This window comes from Pseudomonas sp. B8(2017) (genome assembly GCF_002113575.1).
Classification (GTDB): domain Bacteria; phylum Pseudomonadota; class Gammaproteobacteria; order Pseudomonadales; family Pseudomonadaceae; genus Aquipseudomonas; species Aquipseudomonas putida_Z.
In genome coordinates, this window is record NZ_NEIO01000028.1 from 1 (window position 1) to 17,217 (window position 17,217).

13 protein-coding genes are annotated in these 17,217 nt (G+C 63.3%); 5 read left to right on the forward strand and 8 right to left on the reverse strand.

The features are described 5' to 3' along the window. Positions 1-264 precede the first annotated feature (264 nt). Entirely contained in the window at positions 265-1,650 is a 1,386-nt protein-coding gene (locus CAG22_RS25135; protein WP_085706389.1) for an amino acid permease, read from the forward strand. Positions 1,651-1,790: 140 nt separating this feature from the next. On the opposite strand, the gene CAG22_RS25140 is transcribed toward CAG22_RS25135, so the two are convergent. Both CAG22_RS25140 and CAG22_RS25145 read right to left on the reverse strand, forming a co-directional pair. Continuing rightward, the gene (locus CAG22_RS25140) at positions 1,791-3,242 is read right to left on the reverse strand and encodes a PucR family transcriptional regulator (RefSeq protein ID WP_238067708.1); all 1,452 of its coding nucleotides are present in this window, start codon (positions 3,240-3,242) and stop codon (positions 1,791-1,793) included. A gap of 125 nt (positions 3,243-3,367) precedes the next feature. Then, the gene (locus CAG22_RS25145; protein ID WP_085706390.1) at positions 3,368-5,146 is read right to left on the reverse strand and encodes a phosphoethanolamine transferase CptA; all 1,779 of its coding nucleotides are present in this window, start codon (positions 5,144-5,146) and stop codon (positions 3,368-3,370) included. Positions 5,147-5,299: 153 nt separating this feature from the next. On the opposite strand from CAG22_RS25145, the gene CAG22_RS25150 reads away from it, so the two are divergent. Then, positions 5,300-5,446: a DUF2986 domain-containing protein gene (locus CAG22_RS25150; protein WP_023662626.1), complete on the forward strand. Its 147-nt coding sequence runs from the start codon at positions 5,300-5,302 to the stop codon at positions 5,444-5,446. Between the two features lie 157 nt (positions 5,447-5,603). Here the strand turns inward: CAG22_RS25150 and CAG22_RS25155 are convergent, their stop codons facing one another. From CAG22_RS25155 to CAG22_RS25165, 3 genes are all read right to left on the reverse strand, one after another. Further along, on the reverse strand, positions 5,604-5,972 hold the full coding sequence (locus CAG22_RS25155; RefSeq protein ID WP_085706391.1) for a hypothetical protein: 369 nt from the start codon (positions 5,970-5,972) through the stop codon (positions 5,604-5,606). Between the two features lie 259 nt (positions 5,973-6,231). Then, positions 6,232-7,560: an MFS transporter gene (locus tag CAG22_RS25160; protein WP_085706392.1), complete on the reverse strand. Its 1,329-nt coding sequence runs from the start codon at positions 7,558-7,560 to the stop codon at positions 6,232-6,234. A 164-nt stretch (positions 7,561-7,724) separates the two neighbouring features. Beyond that, on the reverse strand, positions 7,725-8,681 hold the full coding sequence (locus tag CAG22_RS25165; RefSeq protein WP_256582451.1) for a GlxA family transcriptional regulator: 957 nt from the start codon (positions 8,679-8,681) through the stop codon (positions 7,725-7,727). 386 nt (positions 8,682-9,067) lie between these two features. Here CAG22_RS25165 and CAG22_RS25170 point away from each other — a divergent pair, with 386 nt between their 5' ends. The 3 genes from CAG22_RS25170 (at position 9,068) to CAG22_RS25180 (ending at position 12,264) form a co-directional block, all read left to right on the forward strand. Beyond that, entirely contained in the window at positions 9,068-9,991 is a 924-nt protein-coding gene (locus CAG22_RS25170) for a LysR family transcriptional regulator (RefSeq protein ID WP_249352826.1), read from the forward strand. Between the two features lie 168 nt (positions 9,992-10,159). Beyond that, positions 10,160-11,395 carry an SRPBCC family protein gene (locus CAG22_RS25175; RefSeq protein ID WP_025338653.1) on the forward strand — a complete coding sequence of 412 codons (1,236 nt, stop codon included), beginning with the start codon at positions 10,160-10,162 and terminating at the stop codon, positions 11,393-11,395. 377 nt (positions 11,396-11,772) lie between these two features. After that, the gene (locus CAG22_RS25180) at positions 11,773-12,264 is read left to right on the forward strand and encodes a GNAT family N-acetyltransferase (protein ID WP_085693337.1); all 492 of its coding nucleotides are present in this window, start codon (positions 11,773-11,775) and stop codon (positions 12,262-12,264) included. 60 nt (positions 12,265-12,324) lie between these two features. Here the strand turns inward: CAG22_RS25180 and CAG22_RS25185 are convergent, their stop codons facing one another. From CAG22_RS25185 to CAG22_RS25200, 3 genes are all read right to left on the reverse strand, one after another. Continuing rightward, the gene (locus CAG22_RS25185; protein ID WP_025338655.1) at positions 12,325-13,698 is read right to left on the reverse strand and encodes an 8-oxoguanine deaminase; all 1,374 of its coding nucleotides are present in this window, start codon (positions 13,696-13,698) and stop codon (positions 12,325-12,327) included. Positions 13,699-13,922: 224 nt separating this feature from the next. Further along, the gene (locus CAG22_RS25195) at positions 13,923-15,503 is read right to left on the reverse strand and encodes an aldehyde dehydrogenase (NADP(+)) (RefSeq protein WP_085706394.1); all 1,581 of its coding nucleotides are present in this window, start codon (positions 15,501-15,503) and stop codon (positions 13,923-13,925) included. 291 nt (positions 15,504-15,794) lie between these two features. After that, the gene (locus tag CAG22_RS25200; protein WP_085706395.1) at positions 15,795-17,174 is read right to left on the reverse strand and encodes an APC family permease; all 1,380 of its coding nucleotides are present in this window, start codon (positions 17,172-17,174) and stop codon (positions 15,795-15,797) included. Positions 17,175-17,217: the final 43 nt, after the last annotated feature.

Consider the following 17,217-nt stretch of genomic DNA (forward strand, 5'->3'; position numbering starts at 1 on the left):
AAGCTGGCCAGAATTGCATTCGCCTTGATGAAGACTCAAGGCGAATACATGAGCAAAGGGGGCAAAAAGCATTGCCCACAACCATAGAATCTCCCACAGAGTTCGCGGCTGCGGTCGCCTGACACTTCCTGTCTTTCCCTCCATTCATACATTTGTACAGGCCAGCGCCTGCGCACCTGTTTTTTTGCGATAGGCCATGCTCTGGCCCCTGCATACCCTTGCGAAGCGGCAATGTTGATTACTAATAATAAAAGGAGACAACCAATGCCGATTCAGTCGGAGCATGACCCGCGTCTCAAGCGTGCCCTCAAGACCCGGCACATCAGCATGCTGGCCCTGGGCGGTGTGATCGGGGCCGGTCTGTTCGTAGGGTCCAGCGCGGTTATCGCATCAACCGGCCCGGGTGCCTTCATCACCTATGCCATCACCGGCCTGATCGTCGCGCTGGTGATGCGCATGCTCGGCGAAATGGCCGCCGCACAGCCGGCCAAAGGTTCGTTCGTCGACTACGCCCGGTTGGCCTTCGGGCGCCCGGCCGGGTACATGACCGGTTGGCTGTACTGGTACTTCTGGGTGATCGTGGTCGGCTTCGAGGCCGTGGTCGGCGGGCAGATCATCAATGCCTGGCTGCCCGATATCCCGGTGTGGGCCATTGCCCTGGGCCTGATGGTCGGCATGACCTTGCTCAACCTGATGTCGGTGCACTCGTTTGGCGAGGCCGAATACTGGTTCGCCGGCATCAAGGTCGCGGCCATCGTGGTGTTTCTGGTCGTGGCCGGGTTGTACGTGTTCAACCTGTGGCCTGGCTCCAGCGCCAGTTTTGCCAACCTCACCCAGCATGGCGGCTTCCTGCCCCATGGGGTAGGCGCGTTGTTCACCGGGGTGGTGGTGGTGATTTTCTCCATGACCGGTGTGGAAGTCGCCACCCTGGCGGCGGCCGAATCGGAAGACCCGTCGCGCAACATCCGCAAGGCAGTGAACACGGTGATGCTGCGCATCCTGGTGTTCTTCGTGCTGGCGACGTTCTTCATCGTGGTGGCACAGCCATGGACCTCGATCACCCCCGGCAAGTCGCCGTTTGTGACCACCCTGGAGCATATCGGCATTCCCGGCGCAGGCGACATGCTCACCGTGGTCATCCTGGTGGCGGTGCTGTCGGTACTCAATGCCGGGCTGTATACCTCGTCGCGGTTGCTCTATGTGCTGGCCTCCAACGGTGAGGCGCCACGCTGGGTGGCCAAGGTCAGCGGCAATGGCGTACCCGTACGCGGGGTGATTGCCTCGACCCTGGTGGGCTACGGCTGCGTGGTGATTGCGGCGCTGTGGCCGGATACCGTGTTCCAGTTCCTGATCAACTCGTCCGGCACGGTGTTCCTGTTCGTCTACCTGGTGATCTGCCTGTCGCAGCTCAGGCTGCGGCGCAAATGGGTGGCGGAAGGTACGCTGAAGTTCGCCATGTGGGGGCATCCGTGGTTGCCGTTGCTGGTGACCGGGTCGATCGTGGCGGTGCTGGTGAGCATGGCCTTCGACCCGAGCATGCGGGTGAGCCTGGGGCAATGCGTGGTTGCGATTGTGGTGATTGCGGTTTCGTATGCGATGGTGCGGGGGCCGCGGGGGCAGCAGCCTGGTGCAGAGGTTGGGTTGAATTAAGGTGTATCTGGGGCCGCTTTGCGGCCCATCGCGACACAAGGCCGCTCCTACAAGGGGATCGCACCAGGTCGGACCTGTATGCGATCTCCTTGTAGGAGCGGCCTTGTGTCGCGACAGGGGCGCAAAGCGCCCCCAAAGGCCTAGACCAGATGCTCGAACAGGTCGGTATTCTTCCCCGCCTGAATCGCAATCCAGAACCGCGCAATCCCGCCGGTAGTGGTCGGCTTGATCCCGGTAAGCTGCTCCACCAGCTTCAGCCGGTACACCAGCGTCTGCCGGTGAATCCCCAAATCATACGCCGTGGCCTTCCAGTTGCCGTCGTTGTGCAGGAAGGTGACCAACGTCTGCAGCAGCGCCGCACCCTGGGTGCGGTCATGCTCGATCAGCGGCCCCAGGTAACGCCCCACCAGCGCCCGCGCCTCGGCCAGCGACTTGGGCGCCATGATCAGGCCGGTTTCCGCCTCGCCATAGCGCAGTTGCTGCGCGCCACTTTCCTCGGCCTGGGTCAGCGCCAGGCGGGCTTGGCGCACGCTCTCGCGAAAGCCGGTGGCCGCCGCGATCGGCCCGCTGATACCAATCACCGTACCCTCGCCGAGGTTGTGGCACAGCGCCGTCAGGCTTGGCGCGTCGTCACGGCTGATCGCCAGCAGCAGGCCTTTGTCGTCGAGCAGTAGCGGCGTGGAGTGATGCAGGGCAGGGGCCTGGTGGATGTCGGCGCTGCTCCACGGGCCGTGGCTTCCCGGCCTGATCGCCAGGCTCACCAAGGTGCCGACCAGGCCACGACGCTCCAGCATCGGCCGCGCCAGGCTGAACTCCGTCTCGCTGTCGAGCAGGCTGCGCAGCAGCGCTGCGCCTTCTTCGCGCTGCTGGTCGCGGTGGATCATCAGGCGTTCCAGTTCCACCCCCAGCAAGCCGACCAGCGAGCGCACCAGGATGGCGTCATCCTGCGTGCGGGTGCCTTTGCGCGCCATCAGCAGGTTGGCGCGGGCGCGGCCGCCGATCGGGATGCGTTCCACCCGCTCGGCAGCCTGCGCGGCCCGGCGGGTTTCGACCACGGTGGTGCCGCTGGGGGCATCTTCGATGGCCAGGTCGAGGCCGAGGGTGTCGGCCAGGATCGCCAGGCGCCCAGCCATGTCGGGGGCTTTGCGCAAGGCGTCGGCGTAGGTCTGGAACAGCCGCTCGCTGGCGTTGAAACGCTCGCGCTGGGCCTGCAGTACGCTCTCGATCACGTAGTGCGACAGCTTGACGAACTCCAGTTCGAAGCTGCCATGCAGCACCGGGAACAACAGGCGGTCGGCGGCGGCCAGCAGTTCGCCGGACAGCGCCGGCGCATCGGCCCGCGGCGCCACTACCAAGGCACTGGGGTTGCTCTGCACCAGTTGCTCCAGCCAGCTCACCTGGTCTGCCGGGGCGCTGGGCAGGCCGACGCCGGTGGTCATCACCAGGTCGCCTGGCGATACCCAGCGCCAGGGGTCTGGCAAGTCGACGGTGTGGGCCCAGGTGATCAGCCTGCCGGTGCCGGCCGCGCCAGCCACGGCCTGCAACTTGAGCAGTTCGATATCGATCAGGTCCTGCACCGTGAGCATGGGCATCTCTCATTCCAAAGATGCGCCAAGCATGGCGTTTTACGCTGGGGCGGTAAACCTTTGTTCGCGGTGCAGGGCCAGTGGGGCTGCTTTGCAGCCCATCGCGACACAAGGCCGCTCCTACAAGGCAATCAGTTCAGGCGTCCAGCGTTCTGTGTCTTGCCACTACTGACCGTCTCCTGCCCCCGCTCGGCCTTGTCCTGCGGCAGGTGGTCGAACTCGCGCAGGCCATCCTTGCGGTACGGGTCGCCGATCCAGCGTGGTGCCACCACGAACTGCGGGCTCACCAGGCTCTTGGCCGGTTCGTAACGGTCATAGCTCAGCCCGGCCAGGTCGGACAGGGTATGGATCAGGTGCGAGCTGCTGTAGGGGCGGTCGGCCATCGCCTGCAGGTCGCGCGGGTGCTCGGCCTGCCAGCTGGGCGAAGTCCACAGCAAGAACGGGATGGTGTACATCGGCCGGGTCGGCGCGCCTTCGTTGCGCCCCAGGCGGTCGTGGTTGCCAGAGCTGTACACATCTTCCCCATGGTCGGACAGGTACAGCAGGAAGCCATTGGAGGTACTGGCCGAGTAACGCTTGATCAGGCTCGACACCACGTAGTCGTTGTAGCGCACCGCGTTGTCGTAGAAGTTGTAGGTTTCCACCTGGTCATCGGTCAGCTTGCCGGGCACCCCCTGGCGGTCGTTGAAGTGCGCGTAGTCGTTCGGGTAGCGGTAGCGATAGTCCATGTGCGTACCCAGCAGATGCACGATGATGAACTTGTTCGGCGCCGGGTCCTGCAGGGCCTTCTCGAATGGCGTCAGCACCACGTCGTCGTACTGGCTGGCATTCTGGTTGCGCTGGTTGTTCAGGTACACCGGCGCGTCCGTCTGCTGCGAGAAGGTGGTCAGCATGGTGTTGCGCTTGGTCATGGTCTGCTGGTTGGTGATCCAGAAGGTCTTGTAGCCGGCCTGTTTCATCAGGTTGATCAGCGACGGGTCGGTGAGGAAGCGGTCCGGGTTCTGCTCGTCGCCGAAGGTGAGGATCTGCTGCATCACTTCGATGGTGTACGGGCGTGGTGACACCACGTTGCGGAACACCGTCAGGCTCTTGTCGCTGGCGGCCAGCGCGTCGAGGTTGGGCGTGGTGTCACGGTTGTAGCCGTACAGGTGCATGTGCTCGCGGGTGGTGGATTCGCCCAGCACCAGCACCAGCGTGCGTGGCGCTGCACCGCTGCTGTCACGCAGGTTTTGCAGGGGCGGCAGCGCGGCGTTCTTGGCCAGCAGCTCCTGCATGTTGTCCAGCTGCTGGCGGTACTGGCGGTAGCCGACCAGCAGTTGCCAGGGCACGGCGGGTTCCATGCGCTGCTGCACCTTTTCCGCCGCGTCGGCGAAGCTGCGTTCCTGGGTGACCATCTGCTTGTAGAACGGGTACACCAGGTTGGCCAGCAGCAACAGGGCGACCACCGGCAGGCGGCTGCGCAGCGGCAGGCTGACGGGGCGTACGCGCTTCCACAGCAGCACCGCCACCAGCGTGTACAGCAGCAGTGCCAGGCCCAGCCAGGCGCTGAAGTACTGGCTGAAGTACTCACCGGCCTCGGCGGTGTTGGACTCGAACATCACGAAAATGACGCTTTGCGAGAACTCCTGGCGATAGATGCCGAAGTAGCTCAGGCCCACCAGCGAAGCAGCCCACAATACCAGGCCGATGACCGCTGCCGTGGCGCGAGTGAAGCGCGGCAGCAGCAGTACCGGGGCCAGCCACAGGCTGCTGAGGAAGAATGCATCGCGAAAACCGGCGAACCCGGTGGTACCACTGAACAGCAGCAACGCCTGGGTCACGCCCGAGAAGTACCAGAAGAACAGCAAAAGCCAGCCCAGGCCGGCCCAGTCCAGGCGCTTGGGCGAGGAGGGGGATGGAGTGTGTGACACGTATGCCTCGTCGTACTTGGCGGCCAGCGGATGTGCCCGTGGCCGGAAAGGGCGTGACGCTAATCTGCCGAGCGTGAAAATAACGTCAACGAGACGCTGGCCCAGGCAAGGTATGATGTGTTCAGCCAAACCGGACTGACAGGTCGAGTGAGAATGAACCGTCGCAAGAAGATCAAGCAGCTACTGCAGGCGCATGCCAAGAAGGCCAGCGCCAAGCTGGCGCCGCGCAAGCCCAAGTACATTTGCAAGGCCGACCGTTTGAAGATGGAGGCCGAGGCGGCGGGGGATACCCCCACCTGACTGACTGGCGCGGACCTTGTAGGAGCGGCCTTGTGTCGCGATCGGGCCGCAGAGCGGCCCCGGCGATATCTGCTTCAATGCTGAAATCGTGGGGCCGCTTTGCGGCCCGATCGCGACACAAGGCCGCTCCAACAGGGGGCGCGTTGGCTGCTTGCGGTCAACGGCGATAGTAGCGGTAGTCATCGTTGTAGCGGTGGTGCATGGCCCGCTCATGGCGGTGCTCCCAGTCGCGGCGCCGTTCCCAGTCGCGTCGGCGTTCCCAGTCTCGCCGGCGCTCCCAATCACGGCGGGCCTGCTCGCGGCGCCATTGTTCGCGGCGCCAGTCGCTGCGGTGGTCATGCCAGCGGTCGTCATCGTGGGCCAGCAGCGTGGCTGGCTGTTCATCGGCCACACTGGCCACCCTGGACCAGGGGTTGCCGGCAGGCTGCAACGGTGATTGAACCGCCGGGGCTGCCACTACGGGCGCCTTCATTTGTGTTGCCGATGCCGTGCCCATCGCCGCGAACGAGAACAGGCCGAGCAGCATCAACCTTGCGACATGTATTTTCATGAGCGAAGCCAACCTCTGATAACAATTGAGCCATCTGGCCAGCAGGTGGTCGGCGAAGCTCGTCTCGCGTTCCGCTACCTTTCTGTGCCTCCCACATAGACCGGCAAACGGGAAAAAGTTCGCAGCGGCAACAACTTGTAGAACTTCTGCGCTTCAAAACAGATAGTCGGTTGGCGCGCCCCCCTGTGGGAGCGGCTTCAGCCGCGAACACCGGCGCAGCCGGTGCCATGCACCGTTAGCCCAGGGCGGCCGCCTGCTGCAGGTTCAGCGAACGGGTTTCCGGGGCCAAGGCCCAGGACAGCAGCAGCCCGAAGAAAGTGATGGCAGCGGCCACGTACATGGTTTGCGCAATACCCAGCACGTCTAACGAAACCGGCACCAGGTAGGTACCCACTGCTGCGCCGATGCGCGAGACGGAGGTGCCCATGCCGACCGCGAAGGCGCGGATCTCCGTGGGGAAGATTTCGTTCGGGTAGACCAGCGTCAGCACCTGGGCACCACCAATGAACAACGCATACAGGGCGAAGAACACCAGGATCCAGATACCCGCGCTGCTGTGGAACGCGCCCAGGCACAGCAAGGCCAGGCCCGACACCAGGAAGCTGTACAGCAACAGGTTGCGGCGGCCGATGACGTTGATCAGGCGGGTGGCGACCATGCAGCCGACCACGAAGAACAGCGTGATCAGTACCGAACCGATCGAGGCGCTGTCACCTTTCACATTCAGCGCCGCCAGCACCTTGGGCGCAAACGCATAGACCGAGAACAGCGGGATGATGCAGCAGGTCCAGAACACGATGACGAACAGCATGCGCTTGCCGTAACCGGCATACAGCAGGCTCCAGATGTTCACTTTATGCGCGGTGCCCTGCTCGGGCAGGTTGCGCAGGGAAAAGTCATTGCCATATACCGCCTTGATCACCTGTTCTGCCTCGGCGCTGCGGCCTTTGCTCAGCAGCCAGCGCGGTGATTCGGGGGTGCCGATACGGACCAGGAAAAGGGCCAGGCCAATGGTCGCGGAGCTGGCCAGTACCAGGCGCCAGGCGTCCTCGGCACCGGTGCGCAGCAGCAGTTCGCCGACGATGTAGGCAGCCGCCGCACCGGCAAACCAGAGGATGGTGAGCATGGCCAGGCGTGGGCCGCGGTACTTGCGGGGCATGAATTCGACCAGCAGCGAGGTGGCAACCGGGTATTCGATGCCGACCGCAATGCCGATGACCAGCCGCAGCAGGAAGATGGCCAAGGCCGAGTCGGCCCAGAACTGCCCGAGCGAGGCGACGATGAACAAGGTTGGCCCGACGAAGAACAGGCGCTTGCGGCCAAGGCGGTCGGTCAGCCAGCCGCCGAGGAAGCCGCCAAAGAAAATGCCGATCAGTGCCGAGGCGGCGATCAGGCCTTCCCAGAAGCTGTTCAATGACAACGCAGTGCTGATGTGCGCCAGGGCGACGCCGATAATGCTCAGGACATAGCCATCGACGAACGAGCCACCGCCAGAGCGCAGCGTGAGAAGTTTGTGGAACCTGTTCAGCGGTACATCTTCGACTGAGATATTTGGACTTGTCATTCTTGTCTCCCGATATGGTTTTTCGAGTAAAAGGGCAGCGCGGCCTCCAAAGCGGGGCCGTGAAGCCATCTCGAAAATTCAGTGATCGATGGCTATACGATTGTTTTTATTGTCAGTGCCGGGGACGGCCTGTTCAGAAACCTTCCTTGCGCGCTCCTTGTATTTCAAATTTCATAGCGCACTTCTTTTGAAGGTGGGTGGCCGAAGAACGCACTGTAGGACCTGCTGAAGTGGGTGCACGACACAAAGCCGCAGGCGATGGACACATCGAAGATCGATGCATTGGAGTTCTGGATCAGGCGCCGCGCTTCGGTAATGCGCAACTGGAAGTAATATTTCTGCGGGGTGGTGTCGAGCTGGTCCTTGAACAGGCGCTGCACCTGGCGTACGGACAAACCGACAGCCTGGGACAACTGCCCGGGTGACAGCGGCTCCTCGAGGTTGGCCTCCATCAGCTTGATGATTTCGCGCATGGGCCGGCTGACCTTGGGCTGCAGGGGTTTTTGCACGCTGCGGAACTTGCTTTGGTCGTGGTCCAGCGTGTCGAGCACCGCATCGGCCAGCGCGCGGCAGCAGCCAATGTTCAGCCACTGCAGCATCATTTCGAAGGCGCCCGCCGGCGAGGCGGCGGTCAGCCGGTCGCGGTCGAGCACCAGGGCATCGTGGGTGACCAATGCGTGCGGCACCCGCTCGGCCAGGGCAATGCGCTGCTCGGGGTGGATGGCGCAGCGGTAGCCGTCGAGCAGGCCGGCGCTGCCCAGGTACCAGGCGCCGTTCCACAAGCCGCCCAGCGCCACCGGGAACCTGGCCAGCCGCTTCAGCAGGGCGGTCAGCCAGCCGGGTACCGTGCGCGCGGCCCGCAAGCCACCGCAGACCACCATGATGTCCAGGTCGCACAGGCGCACATCGGTCAGCGGCGTGTCTGGGCGAATGGGGATGGCCAGGTCGCTCATCACTTCGTTGTGGTTGTGGCTGAAGGTATGCACCCTGATCGAGCCAGGGGCGATCAGGTTGGCGGTGACCAGCACATCCAGCGCCTGGGTGAAACTGGGCAGGGAAAAGTTCTCCAGCAGCAGAAAACCGACCCGCGACGGCTTGGGGCGCGTGATGGGTTGTGCCATGAACCCCAGGTTGCGCTCTTTGAAGGTGTGGCTGAATGTTCTTGTAGTTATTGTCATGTGTCACCCAGATGCCGAGGCCCGAGGTTCGGCTGACTAATAGAGTGAAAGCCATTCCAGGCGGGTGGATCTGGCATACAGGTCGGCGACTAATGTATGGGTGCAGCAAGGATGAAGTCCAACGACATTTTGTGCGGTTTTTTTGATAACCCAGTGTTATTGGTGAATTCGGCGATTCTTCGCATAACCCAAGGTTATGCGTAAAGTAATTTAAGTGCCGATGTGTTTTTTTACCTGCTGTGTACGATTCAAGTGTCCTGTACGCGGAATGAGGAGAACACACCAGGATGTCACAGCGGCAAGTTGATCCCGATACCCTGTTACTTCGCATGCCTTCGTTACGTGCTGTCAAAGCGTTTGTCGCGGCAGCCAAGTACCAGAGTTTCACCCGGGCCGCAGAGGCGCTGTGTGTTTCGCAGGCGGCGATCAGCCGGCAGATTCGTGAGTTGGAAACTTACCTGAGCGCCCAGTTGTTCGAGCGTGTGGGCCGTGCGGTTGAACTTACCCCGGCAGGTTCGGTGTTTTTCGAGGCGTCGCAGTTGTCATTCGTCAATATTGCCCAGGCGGCGGAGCGGATACGCCACACGCCGCTGGAAAAGCACGTGCTGACGATTTGTTGCTCCCCGGCGTTTTCCGCGTTCTGGTTATCGCATCACATCAACGAGTTTCGCGCCAACAACCCGGATATCGAGCTCAACCTGATCACCACGCAAAACTTTCTGACGCGGGAGCCCGGTGTGGAGCCGGATGTGATCATCTCCAAGTTTGCCAATGTGGGTGATGCCTACACCATCTACCCACTGTGCCATGACGTGATTTACCCGGTGTGCACGCCGCAGTACCTCGCGCGTCACCCCGAGATCGGCACGCTGCAAGGCCTGTGCAACAGCGCGCTGCTGGACTTGAGCCCGTACGGCCGGGCTGGTGTGGCCGAGCATGTGGACTGGAGTGTGTGGCTGGCATTCCACAACGTGGACATCGATGAGCGTGGCGCCGACAGCCCACCACTGTTCCATGCCAATGACTACAGCCTGATCATCAACATGGTGCTGGCCCACCAGGGGGTTGCCCTGGGCTGGAACCAGCTGGTGGCCAGCCTGGTCGAGCAGGGCCGGTTGACCAGGCCGGTGCGTGAACAAGTCACGTTGCGCAACAGCCTGCATTACCTGGCCTGCAAGGAAAATACCGATTACGACGCCTGCGGGCGGGTACGTGACTGGGTGCTGTCAAAGTTTACCTGGTGGAAAGTCTGAAACCGTCAATGCATAACAACACATCATGAATTGTGCTTTGAAAATGTCGTTTGAAGCGGGCAGGGCTGAAGTTTAACTTGCGAGAAAGTTTCAGTTGGCTGGTTACAAGAATAATGGTTCGGTAATTGTCAGCGGTTGTCGTGAACACCGTGTGGCTGGAGGATAATAATGAATAGCAATGAATCCGTCATTGGCCTGATCAAACAGCGCAAACCGCGGCATGTATTGCCCCGGGAACTGTATCTGGACCCGGAAGTGTATCGTCAGGACCTTGAGCAAATCTGGCACAAGGATTGGGTCTTCGCCGGCCATACATTCGAGATTCCCAAGGCCGGCCAGTATTTCACCCTGCAGATCGGCGACTACCCGGTGGCTGTCGTGCGTGGCAAGGACGGCGAAGTGCGCGCGTTCCACAATGCCTGCCGCCACCGCGGTGCCAAGGTGTGCGAACACGCTGCGGGTAAAGTCGCCAAGCTGGTGTGCCCTTACCACAAGTGGACATTCGAGCTGGATGGCAACCTGATCTATGCCGGCAACATGGGCGCGGATTTCGACAAGTCGCAATACAACCTCAAGCCGGTGCATGTGGAGGTCGTCCACACCTACATCTACGTGTGCGTGGCGCAACAGGCGCCGGACTTCAGCAGCTTCCGCGCGGCGGTCAGCCCCTTCATCGCCCCGCACGGCCTGGAAAACTGCAAGGTCGCCTTCGAGTCCAACCTGATCGAGAAGGGCAACTGGAAGCTGGTGTTCGAAAACAACCGCGAGTGCTACCACTGCGACGGCACCCACCCCGAGCTGCTCAACTCGTTCGTCGAGAACCTGTCGGTGGCCGGTGTGGGCGGTGACGATGATCCGGAGCTGGTGGCCCACTGGACCCGCTGTGAAACGGCCGGCATGCCCAGCCGCCTGGTCATGGACCCGCTGGGGCGCTTCCGCATGACCCGCATCCCGCTCTCGGCCGGCGCCGTCAGCTACACCATGGACGGCAAGCCCGCCGTCAACGGGCGGTTGGACAGCAGTGGCGAGGCGGATATCGGTGCTTTGCTGTACTTCAACTATCCCTCTACCTGGAACCATTTCCTTGGCGACCACGCACTGAGTTTCCGCGTGCTGCCGATTGGCCCGGGGGAAACCTTGGTGACTACCAAGTGGCTGGTGCCGGAGTCGGCGGTGGAAGGAGTCGACTATGACCTCGACCGGTTGACCAAGGTATGGCTGGCGACCAACGACCAGGACCGCCGCTTGGTGGAAGGGACTCATGCGGGCGTTTCTTCGCCCAGCTATGAACCCGGGCCGTTCTCGGAGAATGCCGAGAACGGGGTGTGCCAGTTCGATGACTGGTACTGCGCGACCATGCTCGAGCGGCTGAGTGGGCGTGTGCCGTTGAAATCGGTGGGCTGAACATCCGTGCATGCTCGCGAAGCAGGCGACGCAGTGGATGGCACCGGCTTCGCCGGTGTTCGCGGCTAAAGCCGCTCCCACAGGTACAGCGTGATCCCGAAAGCCGGCGCCGTACCTGTGGGAGCGGGCAAGCCCGCGAAGCAGGCGACGCGGTGGATGGCACCGGCTTCGCCGGTGTTCGCGGCCACGGACGCTCCCACAGGTACAGCGTGATCCCGAAGCCAACGCAGTACCTGTGGGAGCGGGCATGCCCGCGAAGCAGGCGACGCGGTGGATGTGTTCGGTTACTGCGCAGGTTTCGGGTACAAGCTGTACCTGTGGCAGCGGCGCTCATTTACCATGGCGGCTGTTTTTAGCCATTACCAAGGAATCCCTCCATGAGCGCCCCTCAGTTCCGCACCCCCACAGCCGCCGACGCCGAACGCTGCTACGCCATCGAAATCGGTGCCTATGAAGGCGATGAGGCGGCCACGCTGGAGAAGATACGCACCCGCATCGCGCAGTATCCGCAGGGCTTCCTGGTGCTGGATAACGCGGGCGAGATCGTTGGTTTCATCAACAGCGGCTGTGCCCACGAAGTGGTGATGTCCGACGAGGCATTCAAGGAGCTGGTCGGGCATGACCCGGCGGCGCCAAACGTGGTGATCATGTCGGTGGTGGTGGACCCGGCGCATCAGGGCAAAGGCTACGCCAAGCAGTTGATGGATGAATTCATCGCTCGCATGAAGGCGGCGGGCAAGCTGACCATTCACCTGATGTGCAAGGAACAGCATGTGGCGTTGTACCAGAAGCTGGGGTATCAGTACGTGAAACCGTCGCCGTCGGACCACGGCGGCATGGCCTGGCATGAGATGCTCATGGTCCTCTGATTTCGCAAGACACGGCAGCGTTGCCGGCGATGGGCCGCCAAGGCGGCCCCGAATGGCTGCTTATTCGCCGCTGACCAGCTGGCGTGCCAACTGGTTGTGGCGCTCCAGCACCCGTGGCAAGTCGACCGTGGCCAACTGGCCATCCTTCACCACCACACGGCCATTGATGACACTGGTGTGCACCTGGGTCGGGGTGCAGAACACCAGCGCCGCCAACGGGTCGTGGTGGCCGCCGGCATAGGCTACGTGGCCGAGGTCGAAGGCGACGAAGTCGGCCACCATGCCTGGGGCCAGGGCGCCGATGTCGTTGCGGTTGAGCACCTTGGCACCGCCGAGCGTTGCAATTTCCAGCGCCTCGCGTGCAGTCATCGCGTCGGGGCCGAAGCCCACCCGTTGCAGCAGCAAGGCCTGGCGCACTTCACCGATCATGCTGGCGCCGTCGTTGGATGCCGAACCGTCGACCCCCAGGCCTACCGGCACCCCGTGGTCGCGCATCTTGCGCACCGGGGCGATGCCCGAGGCCAGGCGCATGTTCGAGCATGGGCAGTGGGCGACACCCGTGCCGGTGCGGGCGAACAGCTCGATGCCATGTTGGTCGAGTTGCACACAGTGGGCGTGCCACACGTCGTGGCCGACCCAGCCGAGGTCTTCGGCATATTCGGCGGGGGTCATGCCGAACTTCTCGCGGCTGTAGGCGATGTCGTTGACGTTCTCGGCCAGGTGGGTGTGCAACGACACCCCGTACTGGCGCGCCAGCACGGCTGCTTCGCGCATCAGGTCGCGGCTGACCGAGAACGGCGAGCAGGGCGCCACCACGATGCGGCGCATCGAGCCGTGGCTGGCGTCGTGATAATCCTCGATCAGGCGCTGGGATTCCTTGAGGATGTCGGCTTCCTTCTCCACCACCGAATCAGGCGGCAGGCCGCCCTGGCTACGGCCCACGCTCATGCTGCCGCGCGCGGCGTGGAAGCGCATGCCGATCTCGTCGGCGGCATGGATGCTGTCGTCGAGCTTGCAGCCGTTGGGGTAGATGTACAGGTGGTCGCTGGAGGTGGTGCAGCCGGACAGGATCAGTTCGGCCATGGCGGTCTGGGTCGACACCGCGATCATCTCGGGGGTCAGGCGTGCCCAGATCGGGTAGAGGTTGGTCAACCAGTTGAACAGCTCGCCGTCCTGGGCTGCCGGCACCACGCGGGTGAGGCTCTGGTACATGTGGTGGTGGGTGTTGACCAGGCCAGGGATGACCACCTTGCCGGCCATGTCCAGCACCACATCGGCGTGCTGTGGCAGGGTATCGCTGGGGCCAACCTGGCGGATCAGGTTGCCTTCGATGAACATTCCGCCGTTCCTGATCTCGCGGCGTTCGCCGTCCATGGTGACCAGAAGTTCGGCGTTCTTGACCAGTAGCGTTCTTGGAGCATTTGTAGATGACATGGCTTAAGCCTGTCGCAATACGCATCGGCGATTACCGATGTCATAGGCGCATGGCATTGTAAGCAGGGTTTTTGCGGATTGTATACAGGGCTGGTAATCCTGTGCCGGCCTCTTCGCGGGCTTGCCCGCTCCCACAGGTACTGCACAGAATTCCAGACCTGTGCCGTACCTGTGGGAGCGGGCAAGCCCGCGAAGAGGCCGGTGCAGGTTACCTCAACAGCAGATCACGCCGCGCCACGGCTGGCGACCCCATCCACCAACCGTGCAATCCCCAGCGGGTTGGCACTTTTCAGCGCATCCGGCAGCAGCGCATCCGGGTAGTTCTGGAAGCACACTGGGCGCAGGAAGCGGTCGATGGCCAAGGTACCGACCGAAGTACCACGGGCATCGGAGGTGGCCGGGTATGGCCCGCCATGCACCATCGCGTCCGATACCTCTACGCCGGTCGGGTAGCCGTTCAGCAGCAGGCGCCCGGCCTTGCGCTCCAGCAGCGGCACCAGTGTGGCAAAGGCACGCAGGTCGTCCGGTTCGGCAATCAGGGTGGCCGTCAGCTGGCCTTGCAGGTGGCGCAGCGCTTCGGCCAGTTGCTGGGCATCGGCCACTTCCACCACCACGGTGGTCGGGCCGAACACTTCTTCCTGCAGCAGCGGGTCGCTGTCCAGCAGCAGGCTCACATCCGCCTTGAACAGCTGCGGCTGGGCCTGGGTGCCGGCTTGTGGCTGCCCGGCCAGGTGCTGGATGCCAGGGTGCGCCAGCAGGTGCTGCACACCGCTCTGGTAGCTGCGCAGGGTGCCGGCGTTGAGCATGGTCTGCGGCGCCTGGTCGGCCATGCGCGCCACCAGCGTGTGCACGAAGCATTCGAACTGCGGCGACTTGATGCCCACCACCAGGCCCGGGTTGGTGCAGAACTGCCCGCAACCCAGCACTACCGAGGCGGCCAGTTCGCCGGCTACCTGCTCGCCACGGGCCTGCAGGGCCTGGGGCAGGACAATTACCGGGTTGATGCTGCTCATTTCGGCGAACACCGGGATCGGCTGCGGGCGCGCAGCCGCCATGTCGCACAGGGCGCGGCCGCCACGTAGCGAACCGGTGAAGCCGACCGCCTGGATGGCCGGGTGCTTGACCAGTGCTTCACCCACGCCGGCGCCATAGATCATGTTGAACACGCCTGCAGGCATGGCGCAGCCGGCCACCGCGCGGTCAATGGCCGCGGCCACGTGGGCAGCGGTGAGCATGTGCCCGCTGTGGGCCTTGAACACCACCGGGCAGCCGGCCGCCAGCGCCGAGGCGGTATCACCGCCGGCGGTGGAGAAGGCCAGCGGGAAGTTGCTGGCACCGAATACAGCCACCGGGCCGACGCCGATGCGGTATTGGCGCAGGTCCGGGCGTGGCAGCGGGGTGCGCTCGGGCTGCGCACGGTCGATGCGCGCACCGAGGAAATCGCCACGGCGCACCACATCGGCGAACAGGCGCAGCTGGTTGCTGGTGCGGGCGCGCTCACCGCGGATGCGTGCCTCGGGCAGCGCGGTTTCGCGCATCACATGCTGGACGAAGTCATCGCCCAGTGCGTCCAGCTCGTTGGCGATGGCGTCGAGGAAGGCGGCGCGCTGTGCCGGGCTGGTGCTGCGGTAGGCCGGGTAGGCAGCCTCGGCGGCCTGCACGGCGGCTTCGACTTCGTCGCTGGTCGCCTGGTGGAAGGCGTATGGCAGTGGCTCGCCGGTGTGGGCGTCGACGCTGTTCAGCAGCACGTCACCGTTGCCGCTGAGCTGGCCGGCGATGTGGTTCAGGCGATGTTCGATGGACATTTCGTTTCCCGTTGGCAATGACAGTCGTTGGGCTGGGACTGTAGGGGGCGAAATGCGTGCTGAATAATGATTAATGCGGATCAGGTGATAACGTTCTGTTATCGCGTGGCCTGCTATTGAGGAACAATGTTCGAGCGTGTGCCATTCCCTGTGGGAGCGGGCGCGCCCGCGAAGCGCCCGACACGGTGTATGGCACCGGCTTTGCCGGTGTTCGCGGGCACGCCCGCTCCCACAACGACCGCGCAGGCTTCCAGGTCTGGGCAAGGCGGTGGTGGTGGGGCGCTGTTTGTTTCACTCGGCCATCTGCAACTCCGGCAGCTTCACCCGGAACGCCCGGGTAAGCCCCAGCAGCACCACCAGGCCCATGCCCATCCAGCACAAACCGATGGTGAACGACAGGCTGGTCAGGCTGCTCCACAGCCACAGCGTGCTGAGGAAGCCCAGGCCGGGAATGGCGCCATACAGCAGGTAGTTGCGGCCACCACGCAGCTTGTGGTCGATCAGGTAGTGCTTGACCACGGCCAGGTTCACCGCCGAGAAGGCGAACAGCGCGCCAAAGCTGATCATGTTGGCCACCGTGTCGAGGCTGATCACCAAGGCAATCAGCGACAGCACGCTGACCAGCAGGATCGCCGTGGCCGGTACGCGCTTTTTCGTCACCAGCTGGCCGAACGCACGCGGCAACGCACCGTCGCGGCCCATGGCGAACAGCACCCGCGACACGCTGGCCTGGGACACCATGGCCGAGGCGAAGCAGCCGGCCACATAGGTGGCGGTGAAGGCGGTCACCAGCAGCTCGCCGCCGACCCGGCGCATCACGTCCACCGACGCCGAGTCCGGGTCGGCGAAGCTGCCCCAGTCAGGGAACACCATCTGTGCGCAGTACGACACCACCAGGAACAACATGCCGCCGATCAGCGACACGGCGAGGATCGCCACGGGAATGCGGTAGGTGGGGTTGCTGGTTTCCTCGGCCATGGTCGAGACCGCATCGAAGCCCAGGAACGACAGGCACAGCACGGCGGCGCCGGTCATGATCAACGGCACGCTGAAGCCTTCGTGGTGGAACGGCGCCAGCAGCGACACCGGCTGCGCCTGCCCGCTGAGGTTGTGGATGGACAGGGCGACGAACACGACGATGAACACCAGTTGCACCACCACCAGGATCCAGTTCACCCGGGTGATCGACTCGATGCCGATCAGGTTGAGGAAGGTGACCAGGGCAATGGAGCCCGCCACCCACACCCAGGCGTGGATGGCCGGGAAGTACTCCGACATGTAGATGCCGATCAGCAGGTAGCTGAGCAGCGGCAGGAAGATGTAGTCGAGCAGCAGGGTCCAGCCGGCGATGAAGCCGATGTGGCTGCCGAAGGCCTTGCGGGTGTAGGTGTAGACCGAGCCGGAGTAGGGGTGGGCCTGGACCATGCGGCCGTAGCTGTAGGCGGTCAGCAGCATGGCGGCGAGGGTCAGCAGGTAGGCGGTGGGCAGGTGCCCCTTGGTCATCTGGGTGACCAGCCCGTAGGTGGTGAATACTGCAAGGGGGACCATGTAGGCCAGGCCGAACAGCACCAGGGCGGGCAGCCCCATGGACTTGCGGAAACGGCCGTTGCTGGCGGTGGGTTGCGACGGGCTATGTGCAGGGCTATGGGCTGTACTTGTTGTTGTATGCATTGCTAACTCCTGGAAAGGGATGCAGGACGCCGCGGTATGCGAG

What these genes read in the sequence shown, in the direction of transcription:
- CAG22_RS25195 (WP_085706394.1), bottom strand. Translation starts at nt 15,503, where the DNA reads ATGTCCATCGAACATCGCCTGAACCACATCGCCGGCCAGCTCAGCGGC.
- CAG22_RS25160 (WP_085706392.1), bottom strand. Translation starts at nt 7,560, where the DNA reads ATGACAAGTCCAAATATCTCAGTCGAAGATGTACCGCTGAACAGGTTC.
- CAG22_RS25150 (WP_023662626.1), top strand. Translation starts at nt 5,300, where the DNA reads ATGAACCGTCGCAAGAAGATCAAGCAGCTACTGCAGGCGCATGCCAAG.
- CAG22_RS25185 (WP_025338655.1), bottom strand. Translation starts at nt 13,698, where the DNA reads ATGTCATCTACAAATGCTCCAAGAACGCTACTGGTCAAGAACGCCGAA.
- CAG22_RS25155 (WP_085706391.1), bottom strand. Translation starts at nt 5,972, where the DNA reads ATGCTGCTCGGCCTGTTCTCGTTCGCGGCGATGGGCACGGCATCGGCA.
- CAG22_RS25165 (WP_256582451.1), bottom strand. Translation starts at nt 8,681, where the DNA reads ATGGCACAACCCATCACGCGCCCCAAGCCGTCGCGGGTCGGTTTTCTG.
- CAG22_RS25200 (WP_085706395.1), bottom strand. Translation starts at nt 17,174, where the DNA reads ATGCATACAACAACAAGTACAGCCCATAGCCCTGCACATAGCCCGTCG.
- CAG22_RS25175 (WP_025338653.1), top strand. Translation starts at nt 10,160, where the DNA reads ATGAATAGCAATGAATCCGTCATTGGCCTGATCAAACAGCGCAAACCG.
- CAG22_RS25170 (WP_249352826.1), top strand. Translation starts at nt 9,068, where the DNA reads ATGCCTTCGTTACGTGCTGTCAAAGCGTTTGTCGCGGCAGCCAAGTAC.
- CAG22_RS25140 (WP_238067708.1), bottom strand. Translation starts at nt 3,242, where the DNA reads ATGCCCATGCTCACGGTGCAGGACCTGATCGATATCGAACTGCTCAAG.
- CAG22_RS25180 (WP_085693337.1), top strand. Translation starts at nt 11,773, where the DNA reads ATGAGCGCCCCTCAGTTCCGCACCCCCACAGCCGCCGACGCCGAACGC.
- CAG22_RS25135 (WP_085706389.1), top strand. Translation starts at nt 265, where the DNA reads ATGCCGATTCAGTCGGAGCATGACCCGCGTCTCAAGCGTGCCCTCAAG.